The organism is Nostoc sp. DedQUE02, assembly GCF_034531035.1.
GTDB lineage: Bacteria > Cyanobacteriota > Cyanobacteriia > Cyanobacteriales > Nostocaceae > Nostoc.
This window is the reverse complement of record NZ_JAVRBY020000001.1, coordinates 155,568-172,889: the sequence shown is the minus strand read 5'-3', so window position 1 is coordinate 172,889 and position 17,322 is coordinate 155,568. Positions and strand designations below refer to the sequence as shown.

The window sequence follows — 17,322 nt, the reverse complement described above, 5'->3', positions numbered from 1 at the left end:
AACAGGTTTTTCTTCTGCCCCCATTCTCTCTATTATTTAATGTTGAAGTTGTAATGAATATCAGTTTTTGAAAATTTTAACTTGTATCAATTATTGCTGTTTTTTAGTAAAAAATATGATTACGAGAAAGATGCTAAATCTTAATTAATTCTTCAACTTTGCTGAGTAGTAATTTTTGCTATTTATCTGGTTCTATCCTAATTCAAAAATCTCATTACCATCATATTTCCTGAGAGGAAAAGCATAATTAAACAATATTATCTTGCTGCTCTATCTACTAATCCTAAATTATTTATCATATTTTTATATCGCCAGAGAATACATTTATATCTCAACTAGAAAAACTTATTTGTTTCGGCGTATTCCTTTAGAAGTAATCAGTAAAAGTAGGAAAAGTAGGAAAGGTAGGAAAAGTAGGAAAGATTTTACTAAGCATCAAATAAGCTGTTAATATTGATTTATCCAATAGGTCTTGAATATGTTGTTGTCTCCATCAAAAATCTGGTTATGTAAAATATAAATTTTCTGTAAAGTTTATAAAATAGCTATTTGTTTAGAGACGATCAAAGCAAATGTTCCTGAGCCGAGTTGAATAAAAAACAACTGTGATTGTATATATTTTGATGCTCATCCCAATGAGAACTAGAGGAAAAATCATTTTTAAAGTTTCGATAAACATCCGTAACTGCACTCATGATTTCAGAAATTTAATGATAAAGTCTTTTATTATCGACTATAAACATTAATCAGCATAGCGCCAACAAATTATTGTTGAGTTATAAGCTAGAACCTCTAGCTACCCAATAAGCCTGTCCATACAGGTTAATGGTGTCATTTATGATGCGGATAAGCTTATTACAAAATCCATTTTCGATGAGAAATTGCAAACTTTGATGGTGTTCTCAAGCCAGCATTTTTTAAGTAGCAGCCTTATATACGTAGGTGTGATTAATACTTGCCATCCACCTTTTTAAGTGTGTTTTTGAACACGCATGTGATTAAGTATATAGACCGTGAATAGATATAAAAATGGCAAAAATTGATTGTGTAAAAGGGTATTGTTTATGGGATGCCGATTAAAAGTGTTTTTAACTGAAGAAGAAAAGCTAACCTTAGAAGAGTTGAGAAAAGCCAAAGATGTTCCTCAACGTACTAAGGATCGCGCTCAAGTTTTGCTGCTAAATACTCGCGGCTTAAAAAATGAGCAAATTGCTAAAGGCTTGAACTGGGCGATTTCAACAGTGCGTCAAACCCTTCATCGCTGGGAAAAAATGGGTTTAGCAGGTTTATGGGATGCTCCTGGTCGAGGAGGAAAACCCCGATATTCAGAATCAGATTTGGTTTATCTCGAAAATTGTTTAGCTCAAGAGTCACAAGCTTATAACTCTAAACAATTAGCGAAAAAACTGGCATCTGAGCGTCAAGTAAACTTGAGTGCAGATCGACTCCGACGGGTACTGAAAAAAAGGGGAAGAAGGTTTGGAAGTGGACGCACACAAACCCAGGAACAGCAAATAATTAGCTGATTAAACCATCTTGGACTCGAATCACTCGTTTCGTTTGAGCTGCGATCGCCGGATCATGGGTGACAATCACGATCGTCATACCTTGTTGATTGAGTTCGGCGAATGAATTCATTACCTCCTGGGATGTTTGAGTATCTAACGCGCCCGTTGGTTCATCAGCTAGCATCAGTGCCGGTCGGTTAACTAGCGCCCGAGCGATCGCGACTCGTTGTTGTTGTCCCCCAGAAAGTTGGCTGGGAAAATTGCACAAGCGATCGCCTAATCCCACCCGTGTGAGTACTTGAATTGCTTGCTGGCGGCGTTTTTGCTTGGGAATATTGGCGTAAATCATCGGCAGCATAACATTCTCAAGCGCAGTAGCGCCTGGTAACAGATTGAATTGCTGAAATACAAAGCCAATGCGCTGATTGCGGATATGCGCTAGTTCATCATTGCCGAAAGTAATCAAGTTTCTACCTTCTAAAACATAGTGTCCGCCCGTTGGACGATCTAAGCAGCCAATCAGGTTCATCAGTGTAGACTTTCCTGAACCAGATGTGCCCATAATGGCAACATACTCTCCTTGCTCAATTGTTAAATCAATCCGTTTTAATACGGGTACTGTCACTTCACCCAGGCGATAAGTTTTGGTAATCCCCTGCATCCAAATCATGCTGGTCATATCAATCACTCCGTAAGGCGGCAATTGGGTCTAACTGGGCGGCATTCCGAGCCGGAATCACCCCGGCTAGTAACCCGACAATGAAGGATAATCCAAATCCACAAACAACTGACCAGATAGAGACGATAAAGGGAAAATGGAAAATCATCGCAGCACCAAAGGCAATGCCAATCCCAATTCCCATACCAATACCGCCTCCGGCGGTAGAAATCACAACGGATTCGGCTAAAAACTGATTCAAAATGGCGGAATTAGTTGCACCAACGGCTTTGCGAATGCCAATCTCTCGTGTGCGCTCAACAACCGAAACCAGCATAATATTAGCGATGCCAATACCTCCTACTAACAGAGAAATACTAGCGATCGCCACTACCATCATCGTAAACAAGCCCACCACAGTCGTGAAGGTATTAACAACATCTGTCTGATTTCTAATGCTGAAATCATCAGATTGAGATGAATTGAGATTGTGACGCAGGCGCAGAAGATTGACAACCTGAAATTGAGCCGTTGCTGACTGCTCTTGATTGGCTAGTTTTACATAAATGCCATTGATCGCAAAACCTTTTAAAGCATTATTCCCCACGATGCGACTTGACATATTAGTTAGGGGAATAAAAACTTGATCGTCCCGATCCATTGGCCCTTCTGAGCCTTTCTTCTCAAATACGCCAATGACTTCGTAAATGTTACGTTGAATCCGAATCTGTTCGCCGACAGGATTTTTACCAGTGCCAAATAGTTCATCCCGCACTGTCGGCCCCAAAACAACCACTGATTTAGCGTTCTCCATTTCCTCTTGGGTAAAAAACCTACCTTGGGTAAGGGAAGTGTTTCTAGCTTCGGGATAGTTCAAATCGGTTCCGACAATGTTGGTGGAATTATTCAACTTTTCATAAACGACCTGCCCCGGACGCTGGAGGTAGGCAGAAACGACTTGAGCAGCAGGAGCCTCTTCTTGGATAGCTTTGGCATCCTCCCAAGTAAGGGTTGAACTAGAACCCATTCCTTGACTGATACCACCAGAACGAGCGGCTCCTGCAAAAACCTGCAAAACATCAGTTCCTAAAGACTGAATTTGCTGTTCTGTCGCTTTTTGTACACCTTGTCCAACGGAGGTAATTGCAATCACAGAAGCAATGCCAATAATTACACCCAGCATCGTCAAGCCAGTGCGGAGTTTATTGCGCCATAATGCTTCCATAGCCATTGATAAGATTTCGATTACTGAGACAGTATGGGCACGACGAGAAGTCGCTATTCTGCGAGGTAAGCGAAAGGAAATAGTCATTTTTTGTACCTTGAATTAATGAGCGGGAGAACCGCCACCAGGTGGTGGCCCCATTGGAGGTTCTTGTTGAGAATTGCCCGCTTTAGAGCTTCCTGGTAAACCTGGAAAAGAAATACCAGACTGATTTTGAGGTTGGGACGGGAAGCTAATCAATACCTTTTCTGTACCATTCAGCCCAGCCTTAACTTGGGTACGATTGTTAACAGTTGCTCCAGTTGTAATGGGAGTGAATACAGGCGGTTGATTTTTACGAGCCACAAAAACACCTGTTACCTTTTGTTGACGTGTCACTGCGATCGTTGGTACAGTCAGGGCGTTTTGCAATTCACCAACATTAAATTCCAAAGATACATTCATTCCAGAGCGCAATAACTTCTTGGAATCTGAAAGCAAAGCAACTTTCACTTCAAAGCTAGTGACATTTTGCTCTACTGTTGCCTGAGCCGCGATTTGCGATACTCGTCCCAGAAATGTTTTACCAGGGTAAGCATCTGCCTTAATTACCACCTGTTGATTGATCCGAATTTGAGAAATGTTGCTCTCCGAGATATTTGCCACAACCTGATTTGTATCAGCTAATGCCAGAATCGATGATGAGGTTGCAGAAGAAACCGAACTACCTGCTGTCATTGGCGTGACAAAAGCCCCTGGGTCGGCATACTTGCGAATCACAACCCCATCAAAGGGTGCGCGAATCAGTGTGTCATCAATCTGAGTTTGGATGTTTTGTAACGCTCCGCTAGCAGATATCACCTCTGCACGGGCTTGGTCGATATCTTCTTGACGGGTTCCCGCTTTTTGCAGAGATAGTGCTTGCTGTTGCTGTTTTACTTCTGCACGGGCTTGGTCAATATCTTCTTGACGGGTTCCCGCCTTTTGCAGAGATAGTGCTTGTTGTGCTTCCGTTACTTGGGCTTGGGCGCTGTCGAGGTCTGCACGTTTTTGGTTTAAAGCTTGCCGAGAAATTGCTCCAGCATCATAAAGTTTCTGGTTGCGCTGAAAGTCGTCTTTTGCTTGGCTCAAAGTAGCTTGATATCTCTCTAAACGGGCTTGTGCTTGAGCAATATCCTGAAAGCGATTACCTGTCATGAGTTTGCGTAATTTTGCTTTGAGTTCCTCCAATTTCGCTTGCGCCTGAGCAATATCTTGGGGGCGATTGCCTGCCATGAGTTTGCGTAGATTTGCCTTTGCCTGTGCCAATCTCCCCTGCTCTTGGATCAATTGTCCCTGCAAATTGGAATCATCCATATAAGCCAATACCTGCTTTTCTTTGACATAATCACCTTCTTTAACTAGCAGCCTTTTTAAAGTACCTGCCGTTTTGGGACTGAGATTGATTGACCGCTCAGGTTCAACAGTCCCATTGGCTGAGACAGTGATAGAAAAATTTGTCCGTTTTAAAGGCACTACTGCCAGACGTAGATTTGCTTGCTGTTGTCGTTTAACAAGCTGGTCATGAATCAGATAACTGACACCCACAACTAAGAATAGGGAGAGAAATCCAACTAACCATTTTGTTATGCCTTGCTTCTTTATCGGCGGGAGTGAAGATGTAGAGTCAGTTAGCTTGGGTAGATTTGGGTAATTGACTGGATCGAGAGGATTAAATGCCATGTTCACTCCTTGAGTAAAAACCAGACCCGCCTCTGTTTGGCTGAGTTTATGTAACCATAAGTAGCTTATATTTTTAAGGTTTTTTCCACACAATGTATTACCTAAAATATCTCAAGCATACCTACTTTTAAAACGTTCGAGGATTTGCTGAGTACCTTCAATCTCCTTTTTAAATTCCTCTTGTTTATCTGGCTTAATTTTGTTCCCAGCTTGTTCAAGGATATTTTTTAAAGCTTTCTCCAAATCAATTTGTATTTGAGTCATTTCATCATGAATTCTATGATTTATTTGTTGTTCATTAGCGTTCATAAGTTTTACCTAATTGATAGAACTTCAGCATTATTTTTGGTAAATCCAAGGATTGAATACTTATATATAACAATCCAATTTTATTTCTGTTCGCGCAGCGTAGGGTAGCCATGCTTATTTGCATAGGAGGCAATAGGCAATAGGCAAGAAACCCCTTTGAGTTTTACTGAATTTTTTCAGAAACACGTAACTTCAGAAAATTTTGGTAATATTACCCTCAGATAAATTTCTTCAATCTAAAGAGTTGAAAATTTTAACTCGATGATTTTAATTTATCAACTCTGCCTTAACTTAGGTGGCTAGTTGTTGGAATATAGTTAGGTTGAACCTTACCATAATCGAGCTTAATAATTTGGTCGGCGAGGTGAAAGTAACGGTCATCATGGGTAATTACTATAACTGCTTTACCACGTTCCTTGAGTTTGACAAGACTCTGCCTATAAAACAGGTCTCGAAAGTGTGGCTCTTGGTCAGATGCCCATTCATCGAATAAATAAATAGGACGATCTTCTAGATAAGCTGTTAGCAATGCAAGGCGCTTTCTCTGCCCTTGGGATAGGTTAGTTGTTGATAAAACACCATCTCTCACTTGAACTTTATGGTCTAATTGCAATTGCTTTAGATAACTTTCAACTTCTCGATCAAGATTCGGATGATTGAATCCCAAACAGCTATCGAAAAGGTAGAAATCAGAGAAGATGGCAGAGAAATGCTGGCGATACCATTCCCGGTTTTCATCCGTAATCAGTACTCCGTCGAGATAAATTGACCCATTTTTAGGCGGATATAATCCTGTAATCAATTTAGCTAGCGTTGACTTGCCACTACCATTACCACCCACAATATATGTTATTTGTCCCGGCTGCAAAGTTAGACTAATTGGGCCTAGGAGAAATCCCTGTTCATCGTCGACAGGAGGATGCATATCTCTAGGCTTATGTCCTGGCGGTAAAGGTAGACTATTTGGCCCTAAGAGAAACTCTTTATCTTTGCCACGAGGCGGATGCATATCTCTGGGTTTACGTCCTTTTCCAGGCTTATGTCCTGGGGGCAAAGATGGATTGTTTGGCCCCAAAAGAAACCCTTTCTCATCACCATTAGGGTGATAAAGATAGCTTACGCGATCGAGTTCGAGTTTCAGTTCAATTTGACTAGGTTGTTTGACAATGTAGGAGTTAATTGTTGTGTCAACTTCTGCTTGGCTGGTTAATGACAGCTTCATCATGTTAATTTTCTGCAATGCAACATTACCTTGCAAGAGATCGGGTAATCTGCGTAATAAGTTCTGGAGTGGCAGGGATAGATAGGTAGTAGTGAGGACATAGGTTGACAACATTGAAAGTGGGATATGAATAAACCAGGGCAATATGAAAAGAATCAAAGCTAAACTAGAAAGCTGTGAAAATTGCCCTAACCCATTAGCGATCGCAAAACTTTGCATTGCGGTAGTATTTTTCTGACGCAGTTTTGTGGCACTACCTTGCAAGTTCTTAGAGGAAAAATCTTCTCGTCTGGTTTTGTGTAGTTTTAGCTCTTTAGTACCCCTAGTGATAGCTTGAAAATGCTTGAATAAATTATCCTCTTCTTCACGTGCTATAGAGAACAAATGTTGTGCTTTGCTGAGTCTAGTTTGGACACACCAAATAGCTACTCCAGATGTGGCGATCGTCAATACAAATATAATGTTGGAAATCAAAGATAGGTAGAATAAACATCCCAAAACAGTAGCGAGATCGATACAGATACTAGGAATTGCAGATACAGCGTGCGAAAGGACTCGAACATCATCAGTTAATGTTGCAAGTAAACGATTTTCTCCAAGTCTTTCTAGATGTTCTAAAGGTGAAGATAAGATATTTTTACCTAACCTAATTCGCAATTGGTAGATGGCATTTTGTGATAGATTAATCAGCATGAATTGCGCGACAGTACTTGTGAAGAGAGTACAAAGAGCTAATGCCGCAAAATATAACAGTGCATTGGGGAGTGATGCTTGACTGACAGCCCGATTTATGAGTGAAATCAGCATTGCATTACTACCACCGCTAATTAAACCTGTGATAGTTGCAATCAAGATACTCCGCCATGATATTTCCCAAAGAAATCGAATAAATCTCATACTTGTGTCCTTTACGATGGCTCAAAACTGTGGCGTTTATAATATCAAGATGATTTTTTAAACTTTTTGAAATAGAATTCCTTCTATTCCAACTCCTGGTGAAAATGAAAAGGCAATTCCAGTTAATGCTTTTGTTTGTTCAGTTGAATCTTTCCAATGGTGATTCGGGTTGTCTAACCCCACGTATTCTTTATCAGCAGCAGAATTATTTTCGCTACTAAAGAGCATACGTTCCATGACAAATAATACTGAGGGACTAAGCATATTGCCATACTGACGAAGTATCTCCCAACTATCAGCGACTTGACTATCAGTGAGTCCCAAAGAATCTTGTGAATTCTGAATAATGCGTGTGCCACCAGGATGAATAGCCCAAAGATCGATATTCTCTTTAGTAAGCTCGTGGCTTGCTAAAAAACGTTCGATAATTGGATTAACACCAGTCTTAATATAATCAGGCAACTGACGCGAAAGCTGACAAGTAATCCCATTATCCCGTATGCCAAGAACGATGCCGTCTTCAGTATCTTCAACAAGGTAACTTAGGTGATCTCTAATGACGACTTTACCTTGACCGATTGCTTGCTCTGGTTGACAAGCTCCGACAACTACTGCGGCACATCCATCGCCAAAAATGCTATGAATAATAACATCATTCATTTCATCTTCAAACACTGCATTGATTGAGCTTAGTTCCAGGCATACTACAAGGACTTTATGTGTTGGATTAGCTCGCACATGATCGCTAGCAACACGCAGTCCATTCATTGCGGCTGCACAACCCATAAAATTCACTGTTACTCGCGCTGTGTCTCGCCTGAGTCCAAGGCTTTTAATCAATTCTGTATCTATTCCGGGTGCTACGAAGCCTGTACTCGATACAAAAACAATTAGGCGGATGTGATCTTCGATGTTCATATCTGAGTACAAATGATTGTTTGTCTTCATACTTTCAGAGGCAGTTAAGAGTGCTTTTTTAGCAACCCGTTCAGCTAGGGGAACAGCAAACTCTTGATACATCTGCATTCGAGATTGAATGGTCTTACTGTACCCGTGAGCGATCGCTTCATTGGATAATAAGTTAACCGCTAGGTGTCTTGTATCAATTCGAGTATTTTTATAAAGCTTATCGATCCGGCATCGATTTTGCTCCAATCTAGGAATATTGGCAACTAATCCAGCTGCGTCAGATTGTTGAACGATGTTGTCGGGGGTACCAGTTGCTATGCTCTCAATGATCGGTAAAAACTGCTTTAACCTAATCGTACCAAGTTTAGAAGAGCTATATTTGTTTTTAATTTCGGTTGGTTTAACAACAGGTAAATTATTTACTTTGTTGTGCATTACTAAGGTCTTTTTAGTATTCATCCAATTTTTCTCCTTTTTATTTGCAATTTTTCTGGTCAATCTCAGGATTTTAACAACACAGTTGCTATTAATAACAACTGTGTTTTTTGATCAGATGGAACCGATACCAAGAAAACCTTGGATAACATATTTCGCCGATGTCATTAATTGTTGTGGGTGAAAATGTTCTTTCAATAATCCAAAGTTATTTTCTTTTGCCGTTCTTGATGGCCCTAACAAATAATGTTTTACCAAGATTGGCAGACGCTCAAAGAAAAAGTTCTTTGGTTGTGACCAGACAACGTTAAATTTCTCTGCCTCTTCTCGGACAAGATTTTCGCTGATAATATTTGCAAAACCACTTTTTTGGTAGGGAAGCACATGGTGTACACGATGTGGACTAAGACCTGCTGATAAAAAGCAGTCAATGTACTTGTTGCCAATCATAGTCAAATCATAGGAGTTTCTAATTTGGGATACTGCCCAATCTTCTGACGGATCGATTTCTTCTTCTTCAAAATCGTGGCTAGCGACAATCATGAAAGTACTGATCCATAGAGTCAAAACAAATTGTGCTAGCCAAGCTCCAAAGTCGCCATTCATCCAAAACAAAATCAACTCGCCAACAAGAATTACTCGCATAGAAAAGGTGCCGATATAATGAGGTAAACCTCGTTGCCAAGAGCCGTACATATCTTTGACACCAAACTTGAATGCTAATGTACATATCTCAATCAATCGCACAAACATCCCAGTGAGTACGTGACCAAGTTTATGTACGGTATGAACTGGAATTCGATAGAAACGAGGCAGTTCTAACATGGCTGTGAAAACGTTTCTCTTGATATCAACTTGACTCTGGGTAAATGGATGGTGCATTAAAGTATGACCATCAGTTACGACGAAAGCCATTGGAACGTAGCTAATATCAAAAATATGTGCAAATACTTTATTGAAGCGAACTTGAGCGCGATGGATTAGATAGTGACCAGCACCTGTGAGGGAGATTCTCAGAGCCGCCATCAGTGGAACAAAGAGATAAATTGGCATATACTGCATGAAATTTAACCGCAGCACTTGCACAAGAATATAGACAACGAGCAAAATGATTGTCACTACATCAAAAATGAAGTCCATTTGCTCAATCTTTTTTTTCATTTCTGGCTCGTTTATCCTTGCCTTAATCCGATTCAGCAGTTGCTCTTGATTTTGGAAGTTAAACTTTGGTGTATCTCTCCAGCCATCAAAACCTTCACGAAATAAGAATGGTGGAGCATTGTATTTGGGATGAACGTCTTCAGGTCTAGCTTTTCGCCCCAAAGCATATTTCTTGAGGACTCTTTTAGACTTTTCGGGATTAGGATGAAAGATATTAACCAGTGTCGTGATATCTCTATTCTTCATACGTCCAATGAAGAATTCACCGCCTGGATGCCGTTTAATAAAGTCGGATAGGTCGTATACTTCGCCGTCGTAAATCCATATATTAGGCAAATTAGGTGGAGGCTCTTTACCAATTTCACCAGGAGGATGTTGCAGCTTTTCGTGACTGTTGGCATTAGGCATAATAGCTGGAGGTACTTTTACAATTGCATCAGCAGCTAGTTGTGGCTTTTCCTGGTTTTTGACACGGCTAATATCTTCAGCAATGCTTGTATCGTGAGCAAAAACAAGCTCGGAAATTTTTTGATCTTTCTCTCTCTGTCTGAAGATTTGTATATGCTTAAAAGCCTGTACTATTGCATTCATAATAACTGATACTCCTGAATATTTTTGAACGTGCTTATGTTGCTCATGACGCATCTTTTCTGACGCATGAGTGCAGTTTTTCATTACTTGATGTATCAAATCTAAACTTATGTAGGCATCTAGCCGAGATGCAATCAAACACAGTAATGAAGTTTGATTGCTCTTATTTAACCTGGGGGAAAACTCAGTAGTGGCAATTTGACTTCTTAATGAAAGCAATTTGCAACGCGAAGTCTGCGTGTTTATATAGTCTTTCCTAGTAGGAGGGCACAGATGTGCGTCTAAAGGGAGTGTTACATCTAAACGAAAATTTCACGCCATAAACTGCAATCCATACTTGTTCAAGACAAGCTTTATTTGATGCTCTTAACATTAGAAATCAATCGGGGAAAACTAGGGGTGATCAATCTGTAATTGGTATTTTTGCAATATTACCCATTGAATTACAATGCAGTTTCCTGTAATCCTGTCTACATGATGATGCACAGAGGAAGTACATCTAAATTTGAGTGTTAAATATGTTAAGTAGTATGCTATGTCGGTTCTCGGTTGAGTGAGCTAAAAAAACCCCACTACCCTGAATAGGGAGCAATGCGATGAGAGTGAGGTGGGTAAGCTCTTGAGGCAGGGGATGCAGAGGAGGCAAGGGGGGAATCAAGAAATTAAGTGTATTTTGGACTATCTTGGCAGCAAAAATTACTAAATATTTCTCTTTACTCCCCCTGCTCCCCCTGCTCATTGGACGATGATCTCACTTTTTCGCGTTGCTCCCCCTGAATACGGTTCGGGGAGGCAGGGGAGGAAAGAGGGTTATTGTTCAGTAATTCTTCTCTTTCCTTGCTTCTCTTCTCTGCCTGCTTCAACCAAAAAATTCCTTAACCGAACGGTATGCCACCACCCTAAGAGCAACCACTATGATGTACCTTATATAATTAGGAGACGCTATCTATATATATGAGCCATCGAATTTCTAGGAAACTAGATTAGTTTCTCTTAAGGCATAACGGATGTCGTTCCTTGGAAGCTCACGTTAGCTGTGCATTATAGAAAATTATGATGGAGTTTTCCATAAAACAAAGTCCACTTACACATCACAGTGTCAAGTGGACTTGTTAACTATTTTTAGTGGATCCGAGCAGAGTCGAACTGCTGTCCAAATTGGGTATTGACCCCCCGCTCATTCACAGGTTTAGCCTTTCTGACCCTCAAGGCGGGAATCGTTCATTATCCCGAACGTAGGATGCTCTGATTTAATCTTAGCCAGCAAGCCAACCAGAGAACGCTTGCTAGAGCATCCGTTGGGGTTTGGTCTTCAGTCCTTAACGGAGTCAAACCGAAGACGCTCGAACCTATAAGAGGTGTTTTAGGCTGCTACTAGAGCATCCTTACGAGCAAAGTTAACGATGTTATTCGCATTTACTTTTTGTTTGAGCCTTTGATTTGCGAGAGGAGACTCACTCTCGACCTGAATCACAGAGCAGCGTTCGCCAACCTGTCGAAACCGTGACGGACCCATGCGCTTCATATTTCAATTATAGTACGCGATTCTTAATTCGTAATTCGTAATTCGTAATTCGTAATTATCAAAGTCACGATATATGGCTGCCATTACTCAAAATAGCCAATCGTTAATGGTTTTAAAATTAGCGATTGGCTATTTATGACGATCCACAACAAGTATTTTTCTAAGTTAGTGCTTCAGCACCGCCCACAACTTCAAGGAGTTCTTGGGTAATTGCAGCTTGTCGGGCTTTGTTGTAGGACAGCGTGAGGGTGTTAATCAATTCACCAGCATTTTCACTGGCATTACTCATAGCTGTCATCCGGGCAGCTAGTTCACTAGCTGCCGATTCTTGTAGCGCCCGCAATAGCTGGTTACTCAGATACAGGGGCAATAGAGAATCGAGAATCTGCACGGGATCTTGCTCGAAGATCATGTCAGGAGCCAACGTGCGGGCTTGGCTAGTCACTTTCTCCCGTTCGACTTCAAATTTACCACCACGAGTTGTCAAGCGGAAGATTTCATCATCGCCTGCTTCTAGACCTTGGGGATCGAGGGGCAGTAAGGTTTGTACCACAGGACGGGAGCTAACTAAGGAAATGAATCTGGTATAGATTAATTCGATGCGATCGACTTCTTCTGAAAGGAACAAAGAAAGTAGTTGATCGGCGATCTGATTGGCTTCTGCTGCGGTGGGAATTTGCTCTAAGCCGCTGTAGGTGGCATCAATTGGCTGATTGCGGCGTTGAAAGTACTGTGTAGCTTTGCGTCCGACGATCACAAATTGATAGTCTAAACCTTCTGCCTGGATTTCTTTGGCGCGATTTTCTGCACGACGGATAACGTTACTATTGTAGCCGCCGCATAGACCGCGATCGCCTGAAATTACCAACAACCCGACTGATTTAACTTGGCGTTTTCTCAGCAGTGGTAGGTTTGCTTCTTCAAAGCGCAGACGGCTTTGCAAACCATACAATACTTGTGCCAAGCGATCGGCAAAGGGGCGAGTTGCTAGCACTTGTTCTTGCGCCCGGCGCACTCTAGCCGCAGCTACCAGACGCATGGCTTCTGTAATTTTTTTAGTGTTTTTGACCGACTGAATGCGATCGCGTATTGCTTTTAGATTGGGCATATTCTTGAGTTAGGAGTTAGGAGTTAGGAGTTAGGAGTTAAGAGGTAGGAGTATTTCATTAACTTTTAACTCTTAACTCTTCACTCCTCACTTTAATTACGCTGCTGCTTTGAAGGTCTTCTTGTATTCGGTAAGTGCTTCCTTTAAGGCAGCTTCTTCTGCATCACCTAGCGCTTTGGAGGCTCTTACTCCTTCGGCGTACTTACCAGTCTTTAAGTACTCGCGCAAACCTTGGGTAAAGCTTGTGACTTTATCTACGGCAACGTCATCTAAATACCCATTGATACCAGCGTATAAAATTGCTACTTGCTCGTATACTGAGAGTGGCGAATTTTGTGGCTGCTTGAGGAGTTCGCGTAACCGTTGACCCCGTGCCAACTGGTCTTGAGTGGCTTTATCTAAGTCAGAAGCAAATTGAGCGAAGGCTTGCAGGTCGTCAAATTGGGCTAGTTCCAATTTAATCTTCCCGGCAACTTTTTTCATTGCCTTGGTTTGTGCCGCAGAACCCACGCGGGATACAGAAATACCGGGGTTCACAGCTGGACGGATACCAGCGTTAAACAAGTCAGAAGACAGGAATATCTGACCATCGGTAATAGAAATTACGTTGGTGGGGATGTATGCTGAAACGTCACCAGCTTGGGTTTCGATAATTGGTAGGGCGGTCATACTGCCTTTACCTAATTCGTCACTCAGTTTTGCGGCTCTTTCTAGCAAGCGGGAGTGAATGTAGAATACATCTCCGGGGTAAGCTTCGCGTCCGGGTGGACGACGCAGCAGTAGTGACATTTGGCGATAAGCTTGGGCTTGCTTGGAGAGATCGTCATAAATTACCAGGGTCGCTTTGCCTTTGTACATGAAGTACTCCGCAATAGTTGCGCCTGTGTAGGGTGCTAAGAATTGCAGGGTTGCTGGGTCGCTGGCGTTAGCGGCGACGACGATGGTGTAATCAAGTGCGCCTTTTTCTTGCAATGTTTGTACTACGTTGGCGACTGTGGAAGCCTTTTGACCGATCGCAACGTAGACACAAATTACATCTTCTTCTTTTTGGTTGATGATTGTGTCGATCGCGATCGCAGTTTTACCGGTTTGGCGATCGCCAATAATCAATTCCCGTTGACCGCGACCAATGGGAATCATTGAGTCAATAGCTGTGATACCCGTTTGCATGGGTTCGTGTACTGAACGACGAGCAATGATACCGGGTGCTGGAGATTCAATCAAACGGCTGTCTGAGGATTTAATGTCTCCCTTACCATCAATGGGGCGACCCAAAGCGTCTACAACTCGTCCAATTAAGGCTTCTCCTACCGGAATCTGAGCAATTCTACCAGTAGCGGTTACAGAGCTACCTTCTTGAATTTCTAGCCCTTCACCCATAAGCACCGCGCCCACATTGTCTTCTTCTAAGTTTTGGGCGATGCCAATTGTGCCATCTTCAAATTCTAAGAGTTCCCCAGCCATAGCCTTTTCCAGACCATAGATCCGGGCAATACCGTCACCTACTTGTAGGACGGTACCAACGTTAGCAACTTTGACCTCTTGATCGTATTGCTCGATTTGTTGTTGGATAATGCTGCTAATTTCGTCAGGTCTAATTGATATGCTCATGTGTCTATCTTGTTTGCTTTCGAGACGGAAAAATTCAAGAGTTAGGAGTGATGAGTTAAGAGTGATGAGTTAAAAAAGCAAAGCTTAAAAGTTAAAAGTCAAAATAAATTAGTATTTACTTAACTCTTAACTCCTGTACAGACGCGATTAATCGCGTCTCTACTCCTAACTCCTGTACAGACGCGATTAATCGCGTCTCTACTCCTAACTCTTAACTATTAGTTAAGCGCAGTGAAAGGCGACGCAATTGACCCCGGATACTGGCATCAATTACCTGCGAACCTACTTTAATGATCACACCACCAATTAACTCACTGTCTACCCTAGTTTCTAGTTCTACCTGGCGAGCATTAGTTATGGCAATCACTTTTTCTGTAATTGCCTGCTGTTGAGCTTCTGTGAGGGGAACGGCTGAAATTACTTCCGCTAATACGGTTTGATTCAGCTGCCGCAACAGCGCCAGATATTGTTGAAAAATCGATTCCAAGAATGCAATGCGGCGTTTGTCTACTAGCACCAACAAAAAGTTGCGTAAGTAGGGGTTAGAGCCTTCACCGAGTATTTGTTTGATCAGAGCTTTTTTGTTCTCAGCCTGAATAAACGGGTTGCTGAAGAAGTTGTGTAGCTGTTTGTCTGCTTTTAACAGCCCCAGTAAAGTCCGCGCATCTTCCCCAAACTCTTCTGTCAAATTTTTCGATTGCGCTATTGACAAAAGTGCCTGTGCATAAGGCTGGGCTATTTCGGCTGTTGCTACTTGACTTGTCATACATTGCCTCCCAGTTGTGCGATGCTGCGGTCAATTAAACTTTGTTGAGCATCGTCGGCAATCCCGCCTTTGAGTTGCGATTCGACTTTTTGCAATGCTAGTGCAGCAACTCTTTGCCGCAGTTGAGCGATCGCTCGCTCTGTTTCGGTGTTTAAATCTGCTGCTGCTGTTTGTTTCAGGCGTTCTACGTCTTGTGCTGCCTTCGCTAACAAGGCTTCTTTCGTCTTTTGGGCGTTTTCTGTGGCCGATTGGCGGATACGTTCTGCTTCTGCCTGAGATTGTTTCAACTGCTCTTGCGCTTGGGAAAGGGCAGTCTTTGCCTCTTTTAAGCGTCCTTCTGCTTCCTGAATTGCGGTGGCAATATTGGATTGTCGCTCGTTCAGGATATTGCTTAAAACCTTACGTCCGAAGTAGAATAATATGCCAATCAGAATCGTTAGATTGATCAGATTGGTTTCAAAAATGTCTAGGTTTAGACCGAAACCACCTTCTGCTGCGCCTTCTGCCAATTCAGAGTGAACAGCGTTCGCTTCTGCGGCAAGTAATAAGAATGTCCCCATGATACCCATTTACAAGTGCGCTGCTCGCTTGCTAATACGTTGTATTTTCCCGAAGGGAAATGTAAGTATCTTTTCCCCAAAGGGAAATTAAGTATCTTTTCCCCGAAGGGAAAAAGTGCCTTTTTTGACACTTAATTAAGCGCTCTGGACTAGGGGCCAGTTGCGCGTATGCTTTACACAGAACCAATCTCCTTAGCTTATCTAACTGGAGTTGGCCCTAATAGTTTTTCTAGAATCTGCCGACTTAGAGCATCAACTTGTTGCTCTAAGGAGCTAAAAGCTTGTTGCTTTTGTTGTTCTATTTCAACAGAAGCTTGTTCTCGTTGAGACTGAGCTTCCTTTTGGGCTTCAGCAATTTTCTCGGCAGTAATTTTCTTAGCTTCCAGTTGAGCTGCTTCTAGAGTAGCTTGCGATTGTCTGCGAGCGTCTGCGAGTTGCTGCTCATATTCGGCGGCTAAACGCTCGGCTTTTGCCAAGCTTTCTTTCGCCTCAAGGGTATTCGTTCGGATATAATTATCGCGATCGTCTAGTACCTTGGTCAGTGGCTTATAGAAAATTGCATTCAACAAAGCTGCTAGTAGCAGGAATTGCAATGCCATGAAGGGCAAGGTAGCATCGAAATCAAACATTTGTCTCCTCTTTGGCTGGAGTAGCAGTGTTCATGGCTAGCAACGTCATCCAACCTTTGATATTTTAGAGACCCATAGCCAACAAGGGTCAACTGAACATTATAACTATTGAGATACCTAAAACATTTCGATTGTAGAGGCGTGATGGTTCACGTCTCCACACTCACAAAAATTTCAGGTATTAGCCGAAAGGATTAGCAAACAGCAATACCAGGGCAATTACTAGACCATAGATAGTCAAGGATTCCATGAATGCCAAGGTTAATAGCAGAGTACCGCGAATTTTTCCTTCTGCTTCAGGTTGACGAGCAATACCTTCTACTGCTTGTCCAGCAGCGTTTCCTTGACCAATACCAGGGCCAATTGCAGCTAAACCAATCGCTAAAGCAGCAGCGAGAACTGAAGCAGCCTGAACTAATGGATCCATGTTGATTTTCCTTGCTTTGATTACAAAACTAACAAAAGTGCGTTAACGATTAGAAACGTGATTTTCACGCTGCACATGAG

The 17,322-nt window shown here is 42.0% G+C and carries 14 protein-coding genes and 1 other RNA gene; 1 reads left to right on the top strand and 14 read right to left on the bottom strand.

The window, feature by feature from the left end:
- Positions 1 to 1,064: 1,064 nt before the first annotated feature.
- Positions 1,065 to 1,526, top strand: a complete 462-nt coding sequence (locus tag RMX98_RS00790) for a helix-turn-helix domain-containing protein (protein WP_322679171.1) — start codon at positions 1,065 to 1,067, stop codon at positions 1,524 to 1,526.
- Here RMX98_RS00790 and RMX98_RS00785 read toward each other — a convergent pair.
- The 14 genes from RMX98_RS00785 to atpE all read right to left on the bottom strand — a co-directional run bounded on the left by RMX98_RS00785 (position 1,519) and on the right by atpE (position 17,242).
- Complete coding sequence (locus RMX98_RS00785) at positions 1,519 to 2,187, bottom strand: ABC transporter ATP-binding protein (RefSeq protein ID WP_322679170.1); 669 nt, start codon at positions 2,185 to 2,187, stop codon at positions 1,519 to 1,521. The genes RMX98_RS00790 and RMX98_RS00785 overlap by 8 nt on opposite strands.
- Position 2,188: 1 nt before the next feature.
- A complete protein-coding gene (locus RMX98_RS00780) occupies positions 2,189 to 3,478 on the bottom strand; it encodes an ABC transporter permease (protein WP_409880918.1) in 1,290 nt (429 codons plus the stop codon).
- 15 nt (positions 3,479 to 3,493) lie between these two features.
- Entirely contained in the window at positions 3,494 to 5,092 is a 1,599-nt protein-coding gene (locus RMX98_RS00775) for an efflux RND transporter periplasmic adaptor subunit (RefSeq protein WP_322679169.1), read from the bottom strand.
- 111 nt (positions 5,093 to 5,203) lie between these two features.
- Positions 5,204 to 5,401 (bottom strand): hypothetical protein, encoded by a 198-nt coding sequence (locus RMX98_RS00770; protein WP_322679168.1) that lies wholly within the window; start codon positions 5,399 to 5,401, stop codon positions 5,204 to 5,206.
- A 286-nt stretch (positions 5,402 to 5,687) separates the two neighbouring features.
- The gene (locus RMX98_RS00765) at positions 5,688 to 7,520 is read right to left on the bottom strand and encodes an ATP-binding cassette domain-containing protein (RefSeq protein WP_322679167.1); all 1,833 of its coding nucleotides are present in this window, start codon (positions 7,518 to 7,520) and stop codon (positions 5,688 to 5,690) included.
- A gap of 57 nt (positions 7,521 to 7,577) precedes the next feature.
- Entirely contained in the window at positions 7,578 to 8,888 is a 1,311-nt protein-coding gene (locus tag RMX98_RS00760; RefSeq protein WP_322679166.1) for a naringenin-chalcone synthase, read from the bottom strand.
- A 90-nt stretch (positions 8,889 to 8,978) separates the two neighbouring features.
- On the bottom strand, positions 8,979 to 10,616 hold the full coding sequence (locus tag RMX98_RS00755; RefSeq protein ID WP_322679165.1) for a cytochrome b5-like heme/steroid binding domain-containing protein: 1,638 nt from the start codon (positions 10,614 to 10,616) through the stop codon (positions 8,979 to 8,981).
- A gap of 1,123 nt (positions 10,617 to 11,739) precedes the next feature.
- Positions 11,740 to 12,130: a transfer-messenger RNA gene (gene ssrA, locus RMX98_RS00750) on the bottom strand.
- Between the two features lie 171 nt (positions 12,131 to 12,301).
- Complete coding sequence (locus tag RMX98_RS00745; protein WP_322679164.1) at positions 12,302 to 13,249, bottom strand: F0F1 ATP synthase subunit gamma; 948 nt, start codon at positions 13,247 to 13,249, stop codon at positions 12,302 to 12,304.
- 96 nt (positions 13,250 to 13,345) lie between these two features.
- A complete protein-coding gene (gene atpA, locus RMX98_RS00740) occupies positions 13,346 to 14,860 on the bottom strand; it encodes a F0F1 ATP synthase subunit alpha (protein ID WP_322679163.1) in 1,515 nt (504 codons plus the stop codon).
- Between the two features lie 211 nt (positions 14,861 to 15,071).
- Positions 15,072 to 15,626 carry an ATP synthase F1 subunit delta gene (atpH, locus tag RMX98_RS00735; protein WP_322679162.1) on the bottom strand — a complete coding sequence of 185 codons (555 nt, stop codon included), beginning with the start codon at positions 15,624 to 15,626 and terminating at the stop codon, positions 15,072 to 15,074.
- The gene (locus RMX98_RS00730; protein ID WP_322679161.1) at positions 15,623 to 16,195 is read right to left on the bottom strand and encodes a F0F1 ATP synthase subunit B; all 573 of its coding nucleotides are present in this window, start codon (positions 16,193 to 16,195) and stop codon (positions 15,623 to 15,625) included. Before RMX98_RS00730 ends, atpH begins: the two co-directional genes overlap by 4 nt.
- 188 nt (positions 16,196 to 16,383) lie before the next feature.
- On the bottom strand, positions 16,384 to 16,815 hold the full coding sequence (locus RMX98_RS00725; RefSeq protein ID WP_322679160.1) for a F0F1 ATP synthase subunit B': 432 nt from the start codon (positions 16,813 to 16,815) through the stop codon (positions 16,384 to 16,386).
- Between the two features lie 181 nt (positions 16,816 to 16,996).
- Positions 16,997 to 17,242, bottom strand: a complete 246-nt coding sequence (gene atpE, locus RMX98_RS00720; RefSeq protein WP_012411162.1) for an ATP synthase F0 subunit C — start codon at positions 17,240 to 17,242, stop codon at positions 16,997 to 16,999.
- Between the last annotated feature and the right edge of the window lie 80 nt (positions 17,243 to 17,322).